This window comes from Rathayibacter sp. AY1F3, from assembly GCF_002931975.1.
Taxonomy (GTDB): domain Bacteria; phylum Actinomycetota; class Actinomycetes; order Actinomycetales; family Microbacteriaceae; genus Rathayibacter.
Genome location: NZ_PSVF01000001.1, coordinates 213929 through 231770 on the forward strand (window position 1 = coordinate 213929; position 17842 = coordinate 231770).

Genomic DNA, 17842 nt, shown 5'->3' on the forward strand with positions numbered 1-17842 from the left:
CCGACGGGGTGGGGGACGCGAGAGCGCCGGGCCACGCTACCGGCAGGCGACTGGACGTCGCCCCCGAGCGCGGTCCGGCGCGGGTCCTGTGGCGCGGGACCGGTCAGCGCAGGGCGCGCTCGGCCGCCGTCACCACGTTGTGGATGAGCATCGCGCGCGTCATCGGGCCGACTCCGCCGGGCACGGGCGAGAGCCAGCCCGCGACCTCCGCCACCTCCGGTGCGACGTCGCCGGTCAGCTTCGCGCGGCCCGTCTCCGGGTTCTCGACTCGCGTGATGCCCACGTCGAGCACGGCGGCGCCGGGCTTCACCCAGTCGGCGCGGATGAGCCCGGGCACGCCCACGGCGGCCACCACGATGTCGGCGCGGCGCACCTCCGCGGCGAGATCGGCCGTGCGGGAGTGGGTGAGGGTCACGGTGGCGTCGAGGCCCTTCCGCGTGAGCAGGAGCCCGAGCGGTCGGCCGACGGTGAGCCCGCGGCCCACGACGACGACGTGTCTGCCCGAGGTCGGGATGCCGTGGCGCTGCAGCATCTCGACGATCCCGTTCGGCGTGCAGGGCAGCGGGCTGTCCAGCTCACCCTCGACGCCGAGCACCAGGCGGCCGAGGTTGGTGGGGTGCAGGCCGTCGGCGTCCTTGTCCGGATCCATGAGCTCGAGCATCGCGTTCTCGTCGATGCCCTCCGGCAGCGGGAGCTGGATGATGTACCCGGTCACGGCCTCCGAGTCGTTGAGCTGCCGGATGGCAGCGCGGATGTCGTCCGCCGACGCGGTCGCGGGGAGGTCCACGCGGATCGACTCGATCCCGACCTCCGCGCAGTCGCGGTGCTTGCCCGCGACGTACGAGCGGGAGGCGGGATCGTCCCCCACCAGCAGCGTGCCGAGCCCGGGCACGACGCCCCGCTCGCGCAGAGCGGCGACCCGCTCCGCGATCTCCGTCTTGACCGCCGTCGCCGTCGCGACGCCGTCGAGTACCTGTGCCGTCATCTCGGGCTCCTCGGTCGTGGCGCGGCGGAGGGGGACGGTGCCCCGGCCTCCGCCGCGCGGGTGGTGCAGCGGATCGACTACAGCCCGGGGTAGAGCGGGAAGTCGTCGGTGAGGCGGGCGACACGGCCGCGCAGCGCCTCGAGGTCGGCCGAGGGCTTGAGCGCCTCGGCGATGACGTCGGCGACCTCGGTGAACTCCGTGTCGCCGAAGCCGCGCGTCGCGAGCGCCGGCGTGCCGATGCGCAGGCCCGAGGTGACCATCGGCGGGCGGGGGTCGAACGGCACGGCGTTGCGGTTGACCGTGATACCGACCTCGTGGAGGCGGTCCTCGGCCTGCTTGCCGTCCAGCGGCGAGTCGCGCAGGTCGGCGAGGACGAGGTGGACGTCCGTGCCGCCGGTCAGGACGTCGATGCCCTCGGCCTTCGAGTCGGCCGCCGTGAGGCGCTCGGCGAGGATCTGCGCGCCGCGGATGGTGCGTGCCTGGCGGTCGGCGAACTCGGGCTCGCCGGCGAGCTTGAACGCGGTCGCCTTCGCGGCGATCACGTGCATGAGCGGGCCGCCCTGCTGGCCGGGGAAGACGGCCGAGTTCAGCTTCTTGGCGTACTCCTGCTTCGCGAGGATGAGCCCCGAGCGCGGGCCGGCCAGCGTCTTGTGGACGGTGGTCGTCACGACGTCGGCGTAGGGCACCGGCGACGGGTGCAGCCCCGCCGCCACGAGGCCGGCGAAGTGGGCCATGTCGACCCAGAGCTTCGCGCCGACCTCGTCGGCGATGGCGCGGAACGCCTCGAAGTCGAGCTGACGGGGGTAGGCGGACCAGCCGGCGATGAGCACCTGCGGACGGACCTCGAGGGCCTTCTCGCGGACCGCGTCCATGTCGATGCGGAAGGTCTGCGGGTCGACGCCGTACGCGGTCGCGTTGTAGAGCTTGCCCGAGAAGTTCAGCTTCATGCCGTGGGTCAGGTGGCCGCCGTGCGCGAGCTCGAGGCCGAGGATGGTGTCTCCGGGCTGCACGAGCGCGGCGAGCGCCGCGGCGTTGGCGGAGGCTCCGGAGTGCGGCTGGACGTTGGCGAACTCGGCGCCGAAGAGGGCCTTGGCGCGGTCGATCGCGAGCTGCTCGGCGATGTCGACGTACTCGCAGCCGCCGTAGTAGCGGCGGCCGGGGTAGCCCTCGGCGTACTTGTTGGTCAGGACGGAGCCCTGCGACTCGAGGATCGCGCGCGGCACGAAGTTCTCGCTCGCGATCATCTCGAGGTAGCCGCGCTGGCGGTCGAGCTCCTGCTGGAGCACGGCGGCGATCTCGGGGTCGACCACCGACACGGGCTGGTCGAACGAGGCGGCGACGCCGGGGCTGGCGGGGGAAGAGGACACGGACGCTCCTTGGCTGGGAAACGGAAGGGGCCCGGCAGGTCGCTGCGGCGCGACACGGCTCGTTCGGGCGACCCGATCTACGGTATCCGTTCCAGCCCAGGCGTGCGGCGGGAAAAGTGTCCGGGGCGCTGCCCCGGAGGAGGTGCCGCTCCCTGATGGTCACCCATCCGAACGCCAGTCGCGGCGGGCTCACTCTAGCAAGCGGGCCGGGTGGCGCGGGAGTCGCGCCAGTCGGGGGCGGGCACGCGCGATCGTGCGACGATCCCTCGGGCGGTCCCGGCGCGGGACCGGGAGGGAGGGCATCGCCGTGGGTCCTCGACGCCGCTCCGAGCGCGTCGACGGCCGCAGCGACGAGGAGCTCGTCGCGCTGGTCCGGGAGGGCCGCACCGACGCCGTCTCCGAGCTCTGGCGCCGCCACTCCTCGGCCGGGCGCACCGTGGCCCGGGCGTGGGCGAGCAGCTCCGATCCCGACGACCTGGTCTCGGAGGCGTTCCTCCGCGTCCTGCGGGCGATCGAGCGCGGCGGCGGACCCGAGGGCGCCTTCCGCCCCTACTTCTTCACCGCCGTCCGCAACGTCGCGGGGTCCTGGGCCCGGCGGGACCGGCACGAGCGGCCGTTCGACGAGGCCGACCGCGCCCTCCCCTCCGCCGGCCCCGATCCCGAGGCGCACGCCCTCGCCGCCCTCGAGCGCGACCTGGGCGCGCGCGCGTTCCGGGCGCTGCCGCCGCGCTGGCAGGAGGTGCTCTGGTACACGGAGGTGGAGGGCCTGTCCCCCGCCGCCGCCGCGCCGCTGATGGGCCTGCGGCCCAACGCGGTCGCAGCGCTCGGGGTGCGGGCGCGGGAGGGGCTGCGCTCCGCGTGGATCCGGGAGCACGTGGCGGACGCCTCGGCGACGGGCGAGTGCGAGTGGGTGCTCGAGCGGGCGGGGACGTACGCGCGAGGACGGGTCCCCGTCCGGGACAGGCACCGCATCGACCGGCACCTGGACGGGTGCCTCTCGTGCCGGGAGGCGCTGGCGGAGGCCGAGAGCACTGCGCGCCGCCTCGCGTCGGTGCTGCTGCCGCTCTCGGCCGGCGTGAGCGGTGCGGCCGCCTGGGCGGCGGGCGGGGGCTCCGGCGCGGCCTCCGGTCCGCTGCCGAGCGCGGTCCGGGCGTCGAGCGCGGTTCGAGCGTCGAGCGCGGTCCGAGCGTCGAGAGCGGGCAGCGGAACAGGAGTGGTCGTCGCCGCGTCCGCTGCGGCGGCACTCGCGATCGCGGGAGTCGTCGGGGCGGCGGTGCTGCTGTCCGGGAACGGGGGCGGCGCGCTCGTGGCGGCGGAGGACGCCTCCGCGCGGGTGGACGAGCGCGGAACGGCCGAGGCGGCTGCGCCCACATCGAGCGGAGGAGCGACCGCGAGCGCCGACCGACCGGAGACGGACCCGGAGGACCAGGAGGCCGCGGACCGCGCGAGTGCAGGAGCGGACGGCGATCCGGCGGGGCGGTCCAGCGGCTCCGGCGCCGCTCCGAGGAGCACGGTGCCGACCGTGGCCGGAGGGGATGCGTCGGACGATGCCGGAGCGACGCGCGCAACCCACGGGAGGACGGGACGTCCGCCGCAGCGGGAGCCGTCCTCCGATCCCGTCGGCGCACCGGCGTCGAGAGGGATCGAGGCGACCGCCTCCCCGACTCCTGCCGCCGAGCCCGCCCCGTCCCGCCCCGCCGTGACCGGCAGCGCGGCACCGGCGCCCAAGCCCGCCGTCCCCGAGGCTCCGGCCCCCTCCGGGCCGCCGGGGGCCACGACCGGGGGCTCCGCGCCGGGCCCGATCGGCAGCGGCCCGGCCCTGCCCTCCGTCCCGGTCCCGACCCCCGCACCGAGCACTCCGGTCCCGGTTCCTGTTCCGACCGTGACTCCCCCACCGGACACTCCGGCTCCGGCAGCGACGCACGTACCGAGCACTCCGGCGCCGGTCCCGACAGAGGCGCCGAGCACCTCCGCTCCGGTCACGACCCCCACTCCGGCCGCACCTCCCACTCCGGCCGCACCTCCCGCTCCGGCCGCACCGACCCTCGCGCTCGACACCGACGGCCGGCTGCTGCCCGATGCCCGGGGCACCGCCACGCCCGGCGCCGAGGTGCTCCTCGAGGACGCCTCCGACGGACGCCGCGTGGGCTCCGCCACCGCCGACGCCGACGGCTCCTGGACCGCGCCGGCGCTCCCCCTCCCCGCGGGCAGGACCACGGTGCTGGCGCGCACCGCCGCAGGAGTCAGCTCCCCCGAGACGGTCGACCTGCGCGCTCCGGTGCTCCTCGCCCGGGCCGCGTCGAGCGGGGGCGCGGTCGGCGTGCTCGTGCTCGCCGATCCCGACGCGGACGGCCTCGACCTCCTGGTCGACGGCGGGCAGGTGCGGTCCCTCGCTCCCGGAGCCCCCGTCCTCGCCGCGACCCTGGAGGTCGGTCCTGGGAGGCACACGATCGGCGTCCGCTACTCCTCCCCGGACGGGCGGAAGGGACCCGTCGCCGTCGTGTCCGTCGACGCGGGCTGAGGCGCGCGGACCGCCCCGTGCCCCACCGTTATCCTGGGCGGATGCAGCCCGAACCCGCCGCGTCCGCGACTCCCCGGCCCGCCCCCGCGAGCACCCGTCCGACGGGCAGCGACGCCGCGTGGTCCGGCGCCCGGCCCGCGGGAAACCACTGGACCCTGACCTTCGCCTGCCCCGACCAGCCGGGCATCGTGCACGCCGTGTCCGGTGCCGTCGTCCAGGCCCGCGGCAACATCACCGAGAGCCAGCAGTTCTCGAGCGCCGACACCGGCCGCTTCTTCATGCGCCTGCAGGTGGAGTCGCCGATCAGCCGCGAGGAGTTCGCCGCCGCCCTGCTGCCGATCACCGAGCACTACGGGATGACCTGGCGCCTCGACGTCGTCGGCCGGCCGCTGCGCACCCTCGTCCTCGCCTCCACCGCCGCGCACTGCGTCAACGACCTGCTCTTCCGCCAGCGCGCCGGGCAGCTCGCGGTGGACATCCCGATGATCCTGTCCAACCACGGCAGCCTGCGCGACCTCGCCGAGTTCTACGGCGTTCCCTTCGAGTCGCGCCCCGTGGTCTCGCCGGAGTCGAAGCGCGGGTTCGAGGAGCGCGTGCTGGAGGTCGTCGAGGAGCACGACGTCGAGCTCGTGGTCCTGGCGCGCTACATGCAGATCCTCTCCCCCGAGCTCTGCGCGCGACTGGCCGGCCGCGCCATCAACATCCACCACTCGTTCCTGCCGGGCTTCAAGGGCGCGAACCCGTACAAGCAGGCGCACGCCCGCGGCGTCAAGCTGATCGGGGCGACCGCGCACTTCGTCACCAGCGACCTCGACGAGGGGCCGATCATCGAGCAGAACGTCGTCCGCGTGGAACACTCGCACTCGGTCGCCCAGCTCGTGGCCATCGGGCAGGACGAGGAGAGCCGCACGCTCACGCAGGCGGTCAAGTGGTTCGCGGAGGACCGGGTGCTCCTCGACGGGGCCCGCACCATCATCTTCCGCTGACCTCCGGCGGCTAGCATGGTCGGCGTGAATCGAGCAGGAGCGGACACCGCGGGCACCGACATCAGGATCGGCCCGAACGCGATCCTCCGGTTCCTCCTGGAGCTCGTCGCGCTGGCGACCTTCGCCCTCTGGGGCTTCGCGTCGTGGGACCTCCCGTGGAACATCGTCCTCGGCATCGGCGCTCCGGTGGTCGCCGCGCTGATCTGGGCGCTCTTCCTCTCGCCGCGCGCGGTCCTCGCGATCGACGTCTACGGCCGCTCGCTGATCGAGCTGCTCGTGATGGGCGCCGCCGCGCTGGCGTGGCTGGACCTCGGCCAGCCGGTCGTCGCGATCGTCTTCGGCGTCCTCGCCGTCGTCTCCGGCGTCATCGCGGGACGCCGCTCCCTCTGATCCTGACGGCGGCCGCTCAGGCCGAGGGGGCGCTCGCTCGGAGCCGTCCACCGCTGTCCCCGAGGGTGCACCGCGGTCCCCGTGCGCTCGCCGCCGCTCGGAGCGGGACCGAACGCGTCGTCCCGGCTCGCAGCGGCAGGTCGCCACCGCGTTCTCCCGTCGATGCACCTCCGGGGATGCGCGACCGCAGCGGGACCCCGGGCCGATCGCGCCGCCGGGCCCCCAGTCGGAGGTGTTCCGCCCCGCCTGATCGTCGATCTCTCCCCGACCCGCTCCCGCCTCCCCTCTCGAGCCGTTCCCCCACGCAGCCGGGCCGGTCCTGCTCCTGGCACGCACCACGAGCCGCCCCGTCTCCGCCTCCCCGGCCCGGGAACGGCGAACGGCCGCCCCCGCCGCTCCTGGAGGAGCAGGGGGACGGCCGTTCGCGGCGGTCGCGGAGGACTACTCCGCGGCGCCCGCCTCACGCTGCGCCAAAGCGCGGCGTCGGAGGCCGGTGATCACAGCACCTGCACCGAGGAGGGCGAGGGCGGCGGCTCCGAGGAGACCGCCGTCGAAGCCCGTCGACGGGAGGCCGCCGGCGCCGTGGCCGGGCGCGCCCGGTCCGGCGGTCGGCGTGGAGGTGGGCTCCCCCGGTCCGGCGGTGGGGCCGGCCGTCGGCGTCGCGGTCGGCTCCGGGGTGCCCGTGGGCTCCGGAGTCGCGGTCGGCGTCGGGGTGGGGGTGACCGCCTCGGTGACGTCGACGCTCACGAGCGTCGCGAGTCCCGAGTCGGTGTAGGCGACACGGCCGAGGTAGCGGGCCGGGCCCGCCAGGTTCGACCAGGAGACCGCGTACGCGATCGGCTCGCCCTGCACGGCGTCGACCACGGCGGGGTCGGTGCTCAGCGAGCCGAGACCGTTCTCCGGAGTGATGACGAAGCTGCGGAAGTCGAACGTGACCGTCGAGGATCCCGGAGCGGTCGAGTAGACATCGGCCTGGACCGTGTACTCGCCCGGAGCGGGGTCGGCGATGTCGACGCGCTCGTCGGCCGAGCCGGTCGCCGAGGTGAAGACCTTGTCGGTGCTCTCGCTGGTGACGGTGAGGTCGAGGTCGGCCGCGTCGTCGAGCGAGTCGAGGTCGAAGCGGGCGAACTCGGCGCCCTCCGGCACCACGACGGTGGTCGTCAGCGACTTCCCCGTGGGGAGCGTCGCCGAGTGGCCGTCAGCGGCAGTGGCGTCCTCGGCGAGGACGCCCTCGGCGAGACCGCTCGCGGTGAGCGGCAGCGCGCCGGTGATGCCGGGCGTGACCGTCACCGTGCCGGTGCCGGTCGAGCCGGTGCCGGAGACCTCGTAGGGCGCGTCCAGCAGGACGGGGCGCACCGCGATCGGGCTGCGGACGTCGTGCTCCGCGCTCGCCCAGGTCAGGTAGCCGGTGGCGAACTGGTTGAGCGCCGCCGAGCCGGTGGTGAAGGAGACCGTGTACTCCGCCGTCTGGCCCGCACCCGTGAAGGAGAGGGTCGAGGGCGAGACGACGGTGTCGATCCCGGCGAGGCCGTCGACCGAGGCGGTGTAGGTGCCCGCGCCGGTCGAGGTGACCGTGCGGGTCACGGTCTGCGTGCCCGCGAGGGCGCCGATCGCGATCGAGGCCTGGTTGAGGTCGGACGGGTCGATCGCGGCGATCGGGTCGATCACCGGGTTCGAGGTGAAGACGTAGCCCGCACCCTTGAGGAACGCGATCCAGTCCTCCGTGCCGCTCTGGTAGAGCAGTCCGGGGTCGAGGAACGCGGCCGGGTCGACGTGTCCGGCGCCCTGGGCGAAGACGTCCTCGGACGCGGCGCCCGACTGGTCGACGCTGTCGTAGGCGGAGGTCATCATGGCCGACTTCACCGCGGACGGCGAGGCCTTCGGGGTCGCGCCGAGGATCAGCGCGCCGAGGCCCGCCACGTGCGGCGACGACATCGAGGTGCCGGACTCGAACGCGAAGGCGGGGTCGTCGCCCTCGGCGTTGAAGCTGTCGGCGAGGATCGCGACGCCGGGCGCCGTGAGGTCGGGCTTCAGCACGTCGGCGCCGTCCGCCTCAGCGGGTCCGCGCGACGAGAAGCCGGCGACCTGCGGGACGGGGATGGAGGCTCCGGACGAGTTGCCCTCGGAGAGGGTCACGGTCGCACCGGCGGTGCCGGCGTAGGTCGTGATCGCCTGGTAGGCCTGCGAGTCGATCTGGATGCTCGGGACCGAGTGGTCGTCGACGTGCAGGGCGTTCGGGGTCGGGTTGAGCAGCAGCATGCCGATGCCGCCGGCCCGCTCGACCTCGGCCGACTTGGAGACGCGCGCGGTGACGCCCGCGGTGCAGGCGACGATCGTGCCCTTCACCTTGTCGGGGTCGAGGGTGCCGGTCTCGCAGATGGCGGGGTTCTCGGCGCCCGAGCGGACGACGTCGGCGCTGTTCACCAGCGGTCCGGTGACGTCCTCGTGGACCGAGATGGATCCTCCGACGAACTTCTGGCCGTCGCCGAGAGCGGCGGTCGCGGTGTAGGTCGGGATGGAGGACGCGGCGACCGTGGTGTACCAGGGCGACGCGTGGTCGAGCGTGGAGGCGCCCGCACCCGAGTTGCCGGCCGAGGCCGCGACGAAGACGCCCGCGGCGGCGGCGTTGAGGAACGCCTCGTCGATCGCGGTCAGGGTCGAGGTGGCCGAGCCGCCGCCGATCGAGAAGTTGATGACGTCGACGCCGTCCTTGGTCGCGGCGTCGATGGCCGCGAGGATGCCCGCTCCGGAGCAGAAGTCGTCGTCGTCGGTGCCCTCGTCGGGTCCGTTCCAGCAGACCTTGTACGCGGCGACCTTGGCGGCCGGGGCGACTCCGGAGATCTTCCCGTAGTCGTAGCCGTCGACGCTCGCCTCGACGCCGTTGTTGCCGGCTGCCGTGCTCGCGGTGTGCGAGCCGTGTCCGTCGGCGTCGCGCGGGGAGCGGTACTCGGGGTTGTCCGTCGAGCCGACCTCCTCGTCCGCGAGGAACCAGCGTGCGCCGATGAGCTTCTGGTTGCACTCGTCGCCGTCCCACTGCTCGGAGGCGGGGAGCCCCGGCGAGCAGGAGCCGACGAAGGTGCTGCCGTCCGACTTCACGAAGGAGGTGGTGGTGCCGTCCGTGTAGGGGGCCGCTCCGGGCGAGGTCGCCAGGGGCGCGCCTGCGAAGGAGGGGTTCTCGGGCGCGATGCCGGAGTCGATGACGCCGACGACGACGCCCTCGCCCGCCTTGTCGATGCCGCCCAGCTTCTGCCAGACGCCGTTCTCGCCCTCGAGGCCGAGGAAGTCGGTGGAGCGCTGCTGTCCGGTGTCGGGCACCGGGGTGCCTGCGGCGGCCGCGGCGAGCGGCGAGGCCTGCGCGGCGCGGTCGACCTTCAGGTTCTCGACCTTGCGGACCTGGGCGACGTCGCGGCGGCTCGCGAGCTCGCCCGCCTGCTCGCCCGAGAGGGTCGCGGAGAAGCCGTTGAGGGCGACGGTGTAGTGGTAGCCGATGGCGGCGTCGACCGCGGAGGCGACGTCCTCCTGGCGCTGCTCGAGGTGGGCGGAGTAGTCCTCCACCGGAGCCGAGGCGGCCTGCAGCTGCGCACCGTCGACGGGCGCGGTGCGGGCGAAACGGGCATCGCTGCCCTGGTAGGTGGCCGCGGAGGGCTCGACGAGGGTGACGACGTAGTCGCCGTCGTCGAAGCTCTGGCCGACGGAGAGCCCGCCGACGAGCGAGGCACTGCCGGCGAGAGGGGCGGCACTGGCGCCGGTGGTGGCGAAGGCCGCGGTCGCGGCGACTCCGAGGACGGCGAGGCCCGCGAGAATGCGCCTCTCAGCGCGGCGGACGGGTGGTCGGTGGGACAGGTGGATCGGCAATCGATGTCCTTACTCACATTCGCTGGGAACCGGATCGGTTTCCACACAGAAACGACCCTACGAACTCGATTGCCCAGCTTTGTTACGAACAGGTAACGAAGTTGACGCCGAAAGGGGCCGATCCGTTGGCACTCCCCCTCCGCGAGTGCTAATTTACTCGCGTTGAGCCGGGTCGGCTCAACTCTTGGAACTCTTCGTTGCACGACTGAATGGAGTGATCTCATGGCTGTCACCTACGACCCCGTCCGCGAGCTGGACCGCCTCGCCACCGCCCTCCTCGGCTCCGGCCAGGGGCCCCGCCGGATGCCGATCGACCTGTACCGGGACGGCGACCACTACGTCCTCACCGCCGACCTCCCCGGCATCGACCCCGGGTCCGTCGACGTCGACGTGGACGGGCAGCTCCTCACCATCCGCGCCCAGCGCACCGTCGCGGGCGGCGACGACGTCACCTGGATCACCCGGGAGCGCCAGTCGGCGACCTTCGTCCGCCAGCTGAGCCTCGGCCAGGGCGTCGACACCGAGCGCATCGCCGCGTCCTACGACAACGGCGTGCTCTCGGTGACCATCCCGGTCAGCGAGAAGGCGCGTCCCCGCCGCATCGAGGTCGTCTCGACCGCCCGCCCCGAGCAGGTGCGGATCGGCGAGGCGGCCGCCGAGTAGGACGACGAGCGAGGGCCCGTCCGCGATCGTGCGGGCGGGCCCTCCGCGTGTCCGCACGCCCTACGCTGGCCGGATGCGCGCCTCCTCCTCCGACACCGCCGTCGGCGTCCTGCTCCCCCGCGATCTCCCCGCCTCCGAGGTGCTCGTCTACGCCCGCCGCGCCGAGGAGCTCGGCTTCGACGAGCTCTGGGTGGTCGAGGACCTCGGCTTCCGCGGCGGCATCGCCCAGGCCGGCGCGGTGCTCGCCGCCACCGAGCGGATCGTCGTCGGCATCGGCATCCTGCCCGCCGCCGTCCGCACGGCGGCCTTCACCGCGATGGAGCTCGGCACTCTCGCCGAACTGTTCCCCGGCCGCGTCCACGCCGGCATCGGGCACGGGATGCCGCACTGGATGCGCGGCCTCGGCGTCTGGCCGAGCAGCCCGCTCACCCTGCTCGAGGAGCAGTTCGACGCGATCCGCTCGCTGCTCTCCGGCGAGCGCACCGACCGCTCCGGCCGCTACGTGCACGTGGACGGCCTCGTCCTGGAGTCGCCGCCCGCCGTCGTGCCGCCGCTGCTGGCCGGCGTCCGCGGACCGAAGTCGCTGGCGCTCGCGGGCCGGATCGCCGACGGGGTCGTCCTGGCCGAGCCCGTCACTCCGGAGTACCTCGCGGCGGCCCGCGGCCACCTGGGCGGCACCGGACGGATCGTCGCCTACAACGTGGCCGCCGTGGACGACGATGCGGCCGCCGCGCGCGACGCGGTCCGGCCGGGACTCGAGTGGATCGGCGAGCCGGACTGGGCGCCGCACATCGAGCCGCTCCCCTTCGCCGAGGACTTCGCCCGCCTGCGGGCCGAGAGCGCCGACCGCGCCGCCTTCGTCCGCGACCTGCCCGACGCCTGGGTCGACCAGCTGGCCGTCGTGGGCACTCCCGAGGACGCTCGTCGCCGCATCGGCCTGCTGCACGAGGCCGGTGCGTCGAGCGTCGTGCTGATGCCGTCGGGGCCCGATCCGCTCCACGCGATGGAGGACCTCGCCCGGGCGCTCTGAGGCGCTCGGCCCGGGCGCGTCCCACCGGGCCCGGAGACGCGTCCGGCCCGCAGGATCCGAGGATCGTGCGGGCCGGACGCGTCTGCCGAAGCCGGAGATCAGGCCGACATGCGGGCCTTCAGGTTCTCGTCGAGGGTCGCGAGGAACTCCTCGGTCGTCTGCCAGCCCTGCTCGGGGCCGACGAGCAGGGCGAGGTCCTTCGTCATCTTCCCGGACTCGACCGTCTTGATGACCACGTCCTCCAGGGTGAGCGAGAAGTCGATGAGCTCCTGGTTGCCGTCGAGCTTGCCGCGGTGCGCGAGGCCGCGCGTCCAGGCGTAGATCGAGGCGATCGGGTTCGTCGAGGTGGGCTTGCCGGCCTGGTGCTGGCGGTAGTGGCGCGTGACGGTGCCGTGCGCCGCCTCCGCCTCGACGACGCTGCCGTCGGGCGTGGAGAGCACGGAGGTCATCAGGCCCAGCGAGCCGAAGCCCTGCGCGACGGTGTCGGACTGGACGTCGCCGTCGTAGTTCTTGCAGGCCCAGACGTAGCCGCCCTCCCACTTCATGGCCGAGGCGACCATGTCGTCGATGAGGCGGTGCTCGTAGGTGAGGCCCGCGGCGTCGAAGCGCTCCTTGAACTCGGTCTCGAAGATCTCCTCGAAGATGTCCTTGAAGCGGCCGTCGTAGGCCTTGAGGATCGTGTTCTTGGTGGAGAGGTAGACCGGGTAATTGCGCGAGAGGCCGTAGTTCAGCGACGAGCGGGCGAAGTCGCGGATCGACGCGTCCTGGTTGTACTGGACCTGCGCGATGCCGTCGTCCGGGGCCTTGTAGACCTCGAACCTCATCGGCTCGGAGCCGTCCTCGGGCGTGAACTCGACGGTCAGCGTGCCCTTGCCCTTGAAGACGAAGTCGGTGGCGCGGTACTGGTCGCCGAACGCGTGGCGGCCGATGATGATCGGCTTGTTCCAGCCGGGGACCAGGCGCGGGATGTTCGAGATGATGATCGGCTCGCGGAAGATCACGCCGCCGAGGATGTTGCGGATCGTGCCGTTGGGCGACTTCCACATCTTCTTGAGGCCGAACTCCTCGACGCGGGCCTCGTCGGGGGTGATGGTCGCGCACTTCACGCCGACGCCGTGCTTCTGGATGGCGTGCGCCGCGTCGATCGTGACCTGGTCGTCCGTCTCGTCGCGGTACTCGATGCCGAGGTCGTAGTACTCGAGGTTCACGTCGAGGTACGGGTGGATGAGGGTGTCCTTGATCTTCTGCCAGATGATGCGCGTCATCTCGTCGCCGTCGAGCTCGACGACCGTTCCCTCAACCTTGATCTTGGACATTGCTCTCCCATGGTGTCGATGACCCCGCACCTGTGCGGGACGGGCGGCTCTGCACCGCTCCGGATGGCCTCCGCCAGCCTACCCGAGGCCCGAACTGTCTCGATGTCGAGACAGTTCTCGATCGTCCGCGCCGGGGCCGGCGCACGTCGCCCGACAGGAGGATGCCCGCCGTCCTGCGCCGCCGGTACAGTGACGGCATGAGTGACCTCCGCCTGGAAGAGCTGTCCGCCTCGAACATCTCCGCCGTGAACGGTCTGAGCCTCAAACCCGGCCAGGAGCAGTTCATCGCGCCGGTCTCCTACTCCGCCGCCGCCGCGGTGATCGACCCGGGCGCCTCCTGGCAGCGGGCCGTGATGGACGGCGACGAGCTGGTCGGCTTCATCCACGCGCACTTCGACCCGGAGGCGGCGGAGGAGTTCCGCAGCTGCATCTGGCGCATCAACATCGACGCGGCGAAGCAGGGCCGCGGCGTGGGCACCTTCGCCGTCCGCGCCACCGCCGACGAGGCGCGCGCCCGCGGCTACGACACCCTCACGGTGATCTGGGAGTCCGGCGAGGACGGCCCGGAGCAGTTCTTCCGCTGGATCGGCTTCGAGGTCGTCGGCGAGACGCAGTACGGCGAGAACATCGGGGCACTGACGCTCTGAGCGCGGCGCCGGAGGCAGCGGAGCCGGCCGACTTCGTCTCCGCCGTCCTCGAGGTGGTCGCCTCGATCCCGCCCGGACGCGTGATGGCCTACGGCGAGATCGCCGCGGTCCTCGGCACTCGTGCGGCACGCGCGGTCGGCACGGTGATGGCCCGCTACGGCTCAGACACCGCCTGGTGGCGCGTCGTCCGCGCGGGAGGAGCGCCCCCGGTCGGCCACGAGGAGCGCGCCCGCCGGGAGTACGAGCGCGAGGGCACGCCCCTCGTCGTCACGCCGGGCGGCTGGCGCGTCGACGTGCGCAGCGCACGCTGGCGCCCCTGAGCCGGGATCGGCTCAAGGGCGTTAGTCGCGAGCGGCAGCCGCTCAGACGAGCGAGTCCCGCCAGGCCGCGTGCAGGGTGGCGAAGCGGCCCTCGCCGGCGATGAGCGCCTCCGGAGTGCCGTCCTCGACGATGCGGCCGTGCTCCATCACCAGCACCCGGTCGGCGATCGCGACCGTCGAGAGGCGGTGCGCGATGATGACCGCCGTGCGGTCCGCCAGGAGCGTCTGCAGGCCCTGCTGCACGAGGCGCTCGCTCGGGATGTCGAGGGAGGAGGTCGCCTCGTCCAGGATCAGCACCGCCGGGTCGGCCAGGAACGCGCGGGCGAACGAGATCAGCTGGCGCTGACCGGCCGAGACGCGGCCGCCGCGCTTGTTCACGTCGGTGTCGTAGCCGTCCGGCAGCGCCTGGATGAACTCGTGCGCGCCGACCGCCTGCGCGGCCCGGACGATCTCGTCGTAGGACGCGGTCGGCCGCCCGATCGCGATGTTGTCGGCGACGGATCCGGAGAAGAGGTACGCCTCCTGGGTGACCATCACGATCGCGCGGCGCAGGTCCTTCGGGTGCAGCTGCCGCAGGTCCACGCCGTCGAGGGTCACCACGCCGTCGCTCGGGTCGTAGAAGCGCGAGATCAGCTTGGCGAGCGTCGTCTTGCCGGCGCCCGTGGACCCGACGAGGGCGATGGTCTGCCCGGCGGGGATGTCGAGGTCGAAGCGCGGCAGCACCTCGCGGTCGGCGGTGTAGGCGAAGCGGACGCCCTCGAAGCCGAGGCGGCCCCGCGCCTGGCGCAGGTCGACCGGGCGGGCCGGATCCGGGACGCTCGGCTCCTCGGCCAGCACGCCCGAGATCTTCTCGAGCGCGGCGGCCGCCGACTGGTAGGAGTTGTAGAACATCGCCATCTCCTGCACCGGGTCGAAGAAGCGCCGGGTGTAGAGCAGGACCGCCAGCAGCGCGCCGATCTCGAGCCCGCCGTCGAGCACGCGGACGCCGCCGATGAACAGCACCACGGCGACGGTGACGTTGCCGATCAGCACGAGCCCGGGGTCGAAGGTGCCGAACACCCCGAAGACGCGCTTGTAGGCGAGCCGGTACTGCTCGACGACCCCGCCGAACACGGACTCGTTGCGCTTCTGCGTGCGGAAGGTCTGCACGGCGCGGATGCCGGTCATGGACTCCACGAACTGCACGATGAGCCGCGACGAGGCGACGCGAGTGCCGCGGAACAGCGCCTGCGACCGTTTCTGGAACCAGCGGGTGAGCAGCGCGAGCGGCACCAGGGCGCAGGCGAGCACGATGCCGCTCACGCCGTCCAGGGAGACCAGGGCGATCGCGACGAAGCCCATGTAGAGCGCACCCTGCACCAGCTGGTTGATGCCGGAGTCGAGCAGCTCGCGGATGGAGTCGAGGTCGCTGGTCTGGCGCGAGATGATCCGGCCGGAGGTGTAGTTCTCGTGGAACTCCAGGCTCAGCTTCTGGGTGTGCAGGAAGACCCGCTTGCGCAGGTCGATCAGGATCGCCTGGCTCACCCTCGCGGAGAGCACGGTGTACCAGGCGACCAGGAGCGCGCCGACGAGTCCGGTGAGGATGTATGCGCCGACCGTGACCGCCAGCGGGACCGCGTTCCCCGCGAGGACCGCGGGCAGGCCGTTGTCGATGCCCGCCGCGATCAGCGCCGGTCCCGCGACCTGGGCAGCGGTCGCGACGACGACCACGACCGCGGTGAGCACCAGCCGCAGCCGGAGCGGCCGCAGCAGGGAGCCGAGCAGCCGCAGCGAGCGCCGGCGCAGAGCCGCCGACTCCGCTCTGCTGAGGTCGTCGCGCTCCTCGGAGGAACCGAGCGTGCTCATGATCGCGTCTCCTGGTGGGTCGTCGTGGGGCGGGAGCCGATGCGCTCGGTCCCGGCGGGCCGGGTCAGCTCGTCCTCCTCGAGGCTCGAGATGACGAAGCGGTAGTGCGGGCTGCTCGCGAGCAGCTCGCTGTGGGTGCCGACCGCGGTGATGCGGCCCTCCTCCATCAGTGCCACGCGATCGGCGAGCGCCACCGTCGAGGGGCGGTGGGCGACGATGATCGCCGTGGTGTCGCCGAGCACGCGGCGCAGCCCCGCCTCGACGCGCGCCTCCGTGTCGACGTCGAGCGCCGAGAGCGGGTCGTCGAGGACGAGCACCGCCGGACGCGCGGCCACCGCGCGGGCGAGGGCCAGGCGCTGGCGCTGGCCGCCGGAGAGGCTCATCCCCTCCTCGCCCACCTTCGTGTCCAGGCCCTCGGGGAGGCGGTGGACGAAGTCGGCCTGCGCGATCTCGAGGGCCTCGAGCAGCTCCTCCTCGGTCGCGTCGGGTCGGCCGAGGAGGACGTTCTCGCGCACGCTGGTGGAGAAGAGCGTCGCGTCCTCGAACGCCATGCCGATGTGCGTGCGCAGCTCGTCGCGGCGGAGCCGGCGGATGTCGACGCCGTCGAGCTCGATGGCTCCGCCGGTCACGTCGTAGAGGCGCGGGAGCAGCGCGGTGAGCGTCGTCTTCCCGGAGCCGGTGATGCCGACCAGTGCCATCGTCTCGCCCGGCTCGACCTCGAGGTCGACGCCGTCGAGGAGGTCGCGGTAGCGCTCGGGGGCGTCCTGGTAGCGGAAGTGGACGTCGCGGAAGCGCACCCGACCGCGCGGCTCGAGGATCGTCTCGGGGTCCTCCGGGTCGGTGATGGTGTTCCGGCTGTCCATCACCTCGAAGTAGCGGTCGACCGCCGTGCGGGTGTCGAAGGTCATCGAGAGGAGGAAGCCGATCGACTCGACCGGCCAGCGCAGCACGGTCGCGGTGGCGAAGAAGGCGAACAGCTCGCCGACGCTCAGCTGGCCGGCCGCGGCGAGCCAGACCCCGCCGAGCAGGCAGAGCGCGAACGCGATGTCCGGCACCAGCAGGAGGACGAGCCAGATCCCGGCGATGGCACGGGCTTTGTCGATCTCGGTGCCGCGGAGCTTCTCGGCCTGGCCGGCGAAGTTCTCCAGCGCGTGCTGATGGCGGCCGAAGGCCTTCAGGACGCGGATGCCGTGCACCGACTGCTCGACGGTCGTGGCGAGGTCGCCCGCCTGGTCCTGGCTGCGGCGCGCGATGCTCGAGTAGCGCTTCTCGAACGCGAACCCGTAGATCCAGACCGGGATCGAGCACACGACGAAGAGCACGCCGAGGATCGGGTTCCAGTAGACGAGGACGCCGAAGCCGACGACGATCGTCAGCGCGTTGACCACGAGCAGGACGAAGCCGAAGGCGATCCAGCGGCGGATGAGGCTGAGGTCGCTCATCGCCCGCGACAGGAGCTGCCCGCTCTGCCAGCGGTCGTGGAACGAGACGGGGAGGTCCTGCAGGCGGCTGTAGAGCGCCGAGCGCATGCGCGCCTCGATCCGCGTGCTGGGGGTGAGGACCATCCGGCGGCGCAGCGCGATGGCACCGGCCTCGACGACGCCGAGCACGAGGATGACGGCGACCGGGCCGATCAGCGGCCCGAGGTCGCCGGAGCCGGCGGAGGCCGCTCCGTCCCCCAGCGGCCCGTCGACGAGCTGCTGCAGGACGATCGGGATGACCAGCGACACCAGACTCGCCACGAGCGCGACCGCGATGCCGCCGACCAGCCGGGGCAGGGAGTCGCCGACGAAGGGGACGAGGCGCAGCAGGGTCTGCAGCGTGCTCGGGCGCTTCTGCGCCGGGGCGCCGGGAGACGGGAGGGCGGGAGCGGACACGGCGGAGGGCTTTCGCGACGAGGGCGGAGCCTCCCCTGCC

Annotated in this window: 13 protein-coding genes; 7 read left to right on the forward strand and 6 right to left on the reverse strand. The window is 73.1% G+C overall.

Translation table 11 applies throughout. The features are described from left to right. Positions 1-103: 103 nt before the first annotated feature. Complete coding sequence (locus C5C39_RS01065; protein ID WP_104295729.1) at positions 104-985, reverse strand: bifunctional methylenetetrahydrofolate dehydrogenase/methenyltetrahydrofolate cyclohydrolase; 882 nt, start codon at positions 983-985, stop codon at positions 104-106. A gap of 77 nt (positions 986-1062) precedes the next feature. Next, positions 1063-2352: a serine hydroxymethyltransferase gene (gene glyA / locus C5C39_RS01070; RefSeq protein ID WP_104224723.1), complete on the reverse strand. Its 1290-nt coding sequence runs from the start codon at positions 2350-2352 to the stop codon at positions 1063-1065. A gap of 307 nt (positions 2353-2659) precedes the next feature. On the opposite strand from glyA, the gene C5C39_RS01075 reads away from it, so the two are divergent. Genes C5C39_RS01075 through C5C39_RS01085 form a run of 3 tightly spaced genes read left to right on the forward strand, consistent with a single transcriptional unit; the run spans position 2660 to position 6249 of the window. Then, the gene (locus C5C39_RS01075) at positions 2660-4873 is read left to right on the forward strand and encodes a sigma-70 family RNA polymerase sigma factor (protein ID WP_146083860.1); all 2214 of its coding nucleotides are present in this window, start codon (positions 2660-2662) and stop codon (positions 4871-4873) included. A gap of 41 nt (positions 4874-4914) precedes the next feature. Beyond that, entirely contained in the window at positions 4915-5859 is a 945-nt protein-coding gene (gene purU, locus C5C39_RS01080) for a formyltetrahydrofolate deformylase (RefSeq protein ID WP_104352446.1), read from the forward strand. Positions 5860-5883: 24 nt separating this feature from the next. Beyond that, entirely contained in the window at positions 5884-6249 is a 366-nt protein-coding gene (locus tag C5C39_RS01085; protein WP_104276971.1) for a YrdB family protein, read from the forward strand. Between the two features lie 441 nt (positions 6250-6690). Here C5C39_RS01085 and C5C39_RS01090 read toward each other — a convergent pair whose 3' ends face one another. Further along, positions 6691-10104, reverse strand: a complete 3414-nt coding sequence (locus tag C5C39_RS01090; protein WP_104352447.1) for a S8 family serine peptidase — start codon at positions 10102-10104, stop codon at positions 6691-6693. Between the two features lie 222 nt (positions 10105-10326). Between C5C39_RS01090 and C5C39_RS01095 the strand changes: the two genes are divergently transcribed. Further along, positions 10327-10767, forward strand: coding sequence for an Hsp20/alpha crystallin family protein (locus C5C39_RS01095; protein ID WP_104227284.1), 441 nt, complete (start codon positions 10327-10329; stop codon positions 10765-10767). 73 nt (positions 10768-10840) lie between these two features. Next, positions 10841-11797 carry an LLM class flavin-dependent oxidoreductase gene (locus C5C39_RS01100; RefSeq protein WP_104352448.1) on the forward strand — a complete coding sequence of 319 codons (957 nt, stop codon included), beginning with the start codon at positions 10841-10843 and terminating at the stop codon, positions 11795-11797. Between the two features lie 98 nt (positions 11798-11895). Here the strand turns inward: C5C39_RS01100 and C5C39_RS01105 are convergent, their stop codons facing one another. Continuing rightward, positions 11896-13113, reverse strand: coding sequence for an NADP-dependent isocitrate dehydrogenase (locus C5C39_RS01105; RefSeq protein WP_104224939.1), 1218 nt, complete (start codon positions 13111-13113; stop codon positions 11896-11898). A gap of 197 nt (positions 13114-13310) precedes the next feature. On the opposite strand from C5C39_RS01105, the gene C5C39_RS01110 reads away from it, so the two are divergent. After that, positions 13311-13760, forward strand: coding sequence for a GNAT family N-acetyltransferase (locus C5C39_RS01110; RefSeq protein WP_104352488.1), 450 nt, complete (start codon positions 13311-13313; stop codon positions 13758-13760). Further along, positions 13757-14080, forward strand: coding sequence for an MGMT family protein (locus tag C5C39_RS01115; RefSeq protein ID WP_104238475.1), 324 nt, complete (start codon positions 13757-13759; stop codon positions 14078-14080). The genes C5C39_RS01110 and C5C39_RS01115 overlap by 4 nt, the downstream gene beginning before the upstream one ends. A 42-nt stretch (positions 14081-14122) precedes the next feature. Here C5C39_RS01115 and C5C39_RS01120 read toward each other — a convergent pair whose 3' ends face one another. Then, positions 14123-15925, reverse strand: a complete 1803-nt coding sequence (locus tag C5C39_RS01120; protein WP_104258297.1) for an ABC transporter ATP-binding protein — start codon at positions 15923-15925, stop codon at positions 14123-14125. After that, positions 15922-17802, reverse strand: coding sequence for an ABC transporter ATP-binding protein (locus tag C5C39_RS01125; RefSeq protein ID WP_104227288.1), 1881 nt, complete (start codon positions 17800-17802; stop codon positions 15922-15924). The genes C5C39_RS01120 and C5C39_RS01125 overlap by 4 nt, the downstream gene beginning before the upstream one ends. Positions 17803-17842: the final 40 nt, after the last annotated feature.

Coding starts and splice junctions, on each gene's coding strand:
- C5C39_RS01110 (WP_104352488.1), top strand. CDS start 13,311: ATGAGTGACCTCCGCCTGGAAGAGCTGTCCGCCTCGAACATCTCCGCC.
- C5C39_RS01065 (WP_104295729.1), bottom strand. CDS start 985: ATGACGGCACAGGTACTCGACGGCGTCGCGACGGCGACGGCGGTCAAG.
- C5C39_RS01095 (WP_104227284.1), top strand. CDS start 10,327: ATGGCTGTCACCTACGACCCCGTCCGCGAGCTGGACCGCCTCGCCACC.
- C5C39_RS01105 (WP_104224939.1), bottom strand. CDS start 13,113: ATGTCCAAGATCAAGGTTGAGGGAACGGTCGTCGAGCTCGACGGCGAC.
- C5C39_RS01120 (WP_104258297.1), bottom strand. CDS start 15,925: ATGAGCACGCTCGGTTCCTCCGAGGAGCGCGACGACCTCAGCAGAGCG.
- C5C39_RS01100 (WP_104352448.1), top strand. CDS start 10,841: ATGCGCGCCTCCTCCTCCGACACCGCCGTCGGCGTCCTGCTCCCCCGC.
- purU (WP_104352446.1), top strand. CDS start 4,915: ATGCAGCCCGAACCCGCCGCGTCCGCGACTCCCCGGCCCGCCCCCGCG.